2 protein-coding genes are annotated in these 3468 nt (G+C 43.6%); both read right to left on the bottom strand.

From position 1 onward, the window contains the following. Window positions 1–132: 132 nt before the first annotated feature. Window positions 133–1869: an urease subunit alpha gene (gene ureC, locus QUA07_RS29645; protein WP_333332774.1), complete on the bottom strand. Its 1737-nt coding sequence runs from the start codon at window positions 1867–1869 to the stop codon at window positions 133–135. 154 nt (window positions 1870–2023) lie between these two features. Continuing rightward, entirely contained in the window at window positions 2024–3175 is a 1152-nt protein-coding gene (locus tag QUA07_RS29650; RefSeq protein ID WP_333332777.1) for a glycosyltransferase family 61 protein, read from the bottom strand. Window positions 3176–3468: the final 293 nt, after the last annotated feature.

The following is a 3468-nucleotide window of genomic DNA, read 5'->3' on the forward strand; positions in this document are numbered from 1 at the left end:
CAATCGAATAAGGTTTCATTTTTTTAGCTTATATACTAAATAAACTGTATCATATATACATGGAATCTGCTGTATAAATTTTCTTGTGGAACAGGCATCTTGCCTGTTGCTGAAAATGGTGCAAAATATCAGTTAAAACAAAAAGTATCGCTGCGCCATTGGCAAAACTGTTGCCGGTTCGCAAGTTAACAATTCCCCATCCGCCCTGACTTCATAAGTTTCTGGATCGACTTCCATTTGTGGCAAATAATCGTTGAGTTTAATATCTCTTTTACTAATTTGTCGCGTCCCGGAAACTGCTACAGTGGGCTTTTGCAAACCGAGCTGTGCGGCAATATCTCGATCGCGCGCAGCTTGGGAAACAAACGTCAGACAAGTCGCCCCAATCGCACCGCCAAAACTGCCAAACATCGGCCGCATATGCACCGGTTGCGGCGTGGGAATGCTGGCGTTAGCATCTCCCATCTGCCCGTAGGCGATCGCCCCTCCTTTAATTACCAGTTCCGGTTTCACCCCAAAAAAAGCCGGCCGCCACAAACACAAATCCGCCAATTTCCCCTCTTCCACCGAACCGACATACTGACTAATTCCGTGAGTAATCGCCGGATTAATTGTATATTTCGCAATGTACCGCTTCACCCTAAAATTATCGTTAATTCCCTCTGTTTCCCCCCCTTGGCAAGGAGGGGTTAGGGGGGGTAAATGTCCCCTTTGAACCTTCATTTTATGAGCCGTTTGCCAAGTCCGAATAATCACCTCTCCCACTCTTCCCATCGCCTGAGAATCAGAAGAAATCATACTAAACGCACCTAAATCGTGGAGAATATCCTCAGCAGCAATAGTTTCTCTTCTAATTCTCGATTCAGCAAAAGCCACATCTTCAGGAATGCCTCGATCCAAATGGTGGCAAACCATCAACATATCTAAATGTTCTTCTAAAGTATTGACAGTGTAAGGGCGAGTCGGGTTAGTTGACGAAGGCAAAACATTAGCTTGGCCGCAAACTTTGATAATATCAGGTGCGTGTCCGCCACCAGCACCTTCGGTGTGGTAAGTATGAATAGCTCGATTTTTGAAAGCAGCAATTGTAGCTTCCACAAATCCCGCTTCATTGAGAGTATCCGTGTGAATTGCAACTTGCACATCGTACTCGTCAGCTACACTCAAACAAGTGTCGATCGTTGCTGGTGTAGTTCCCCAATCTTCGTGGAGTTTCAAACCCATTGCACCGGCCAAGATTTGTTCAATTAATCCTTGGGGTTGACTGCTATTTCCTTTACCTAAAAATCCTAGATTTACCGGGAAAGCGTCAGCAGCTTGCAGCATTCTGTACATATGCCAAGGCCCGGGAGTGCAAGTTGTGGCGTTTGTACCCGTTGCAGGGCCTGTGCCACCGCCAATCATTGTAGTGATTCCAGAGGCGATCGCCACTTCAATTTGCTGCGGACAAATAAAATGAATGTGAGTGTCAATTCCCCCAGCCGTGAGAATCATTCCTTCACCGGCAATTACTTCAGTCCCAGGCCCGATAATAATATCTACCCTATCTTGAATGTAAGGATTTCCAGCTTTGCCAATTTTGTAAATTTTCCCGTCTTTAATCCCAACATCTGCTTTAACTATTCCCCACCAATCTAATATTAAAGCATTAGTAATTACCGTGTCAACAGCACCGTCTGCATTAGAAATAGGCGACTGTCCCATGCCATCTCGGATGACTTTGCCGCCACCAAACTTCACTTCATCCCCGTAGGTTGTGAAGTCTTTTTCCACTTCTATGAATAATTCTGTATCGGCTAACCGGACGCGATCGCCCACAGTCGGCCCGAAGGTTTCCGCGTAGGCGCGGCGATCCATTCTGTAACTCATGCTCGCTCCTAATATTAATAATTTTTTAGTTAGCAGTTGAGACCCACTTGAATTATAGTATGTGACGAGTTCCTTAATCTGCAAAAGTCAAAAAACTACAACATTAGGCAAGCTTTAAAACCCCGATCGGCATCAATTTTTGCCGATCGAAAATCTAAAATGCTATCAAGGGGCAACTTTCCTCCAGCATTTTCTGGATTTGCCTTTTCAAAATCTCCACATCCACCGTCATATCCATGCCAATGAAACTCCAATCTTCCGCTACATTATTGTCCTCAACCATACGGGAGTATTGTAATCCCAATAGCTGGCAAATGTAATAGAAATATGGCGGAGTGTACCCTCCATAAAAGAATTCCAATACTTTCGTTCCCGGCTGACACCACAGCAAATTTGTAAAACCAGCCCCGTGAGGGCCGACAACCACCGCCGCTTCTGCAAACAGACGAATTTGTTCATCAACACTGCGCGAGATATCTTCCAAAATTTCAAAATCAAATTCTTTCAAAACCTCTCGCACTTGTAATTCATTTTTAACCTTGCGTCGGCCGCTTCTCGACAGATAAAGTTTTCTATAAGGCTTTACCTTTTCCTTAAGACAGAATTTTTTCCGCAAAAGCTCTATATCGTAAGGACTGGGAAAATACCAGTCTTGATTGTTTCCCACCACCACACTTTCTGCATGATATCCCGTATCTCTAGCCTGAGTGTCGATTAGTGAACTTTCAGGAATACCGAGTTTGGTCATAAAGCCCAACTCAAAATCTGTATGTCGTAAAGGATAACAAATTTTAGCTTCTTGCCAAATTTCCTTACCTAAAGCCTCCTCAATTCGACAAAGTTTAGCCAGCACAAAAATGATAAAATCATAATAACTGCACCACAAATGCGACCAAGGAGCAACTACCAGCGGATAGGTAATTTGGTTAGGTTTGTAAGGCCATTCCAGAATGCCCGCACCGCTAATCCGAAAATCCAAGTCTAAAAGCAACTTCTTATTCAGCAGCGTGTTGCCAGACGTACAAATAGTTAGAGAATTTATTTTTTGATTGAGGGTAATCTTCCACACATAATCTGGGTCAAAAGACACGGGTTTTTCTGTGGCAAAAAACCGAGAAGGCACTTTTTTAACCGAGGTTAATGCGGGTATATTGATAGGTTGGTGCTGCTTTTTGTAAAGGATGCTGTCATCTAACAATTTGATGCTGGTGCGCCGGTCTAACGGGGTTCTCCAGACACGCCTTGATGTTGCCAGCAAGCTCTGCTTCAATGTCTGTTTGATCTGGTCAACTAATTTGGGGTTCATCACGCACTTTTGCTGTATATCTTTGCAGTTTTTACCACCACTATAGATACAAAATGCAAATTTTAACTCGCTCAAAAGTCGGAGATTGAACTAACAAAAGAAAGCCAGAAGGCACTTATACAGAAGGCAGAGAAAAAGTTGTGAGATGGCTTTGTCACTCTCCAGGCATAGGGCTGGAAGTGATACCATGTTAGATTGGGGATTGCGGATAACTTATTACTACAGCGTTTCCCGCTGTTATGAGGTACAGTAGCAGCAATTAGCAAACCAATTTCTTAAATGTTTAGGGTTCA

The organism is Microcoleus sp. T3_A4, assembly GCF_036700465.1.
In the GTDB taxonomy this organism is placed as follows: Bacteria; Cyanobacteriota; Cyanobacteriia; order Cyanobacteriales; family Microcoleaceae; genus Microcoleus.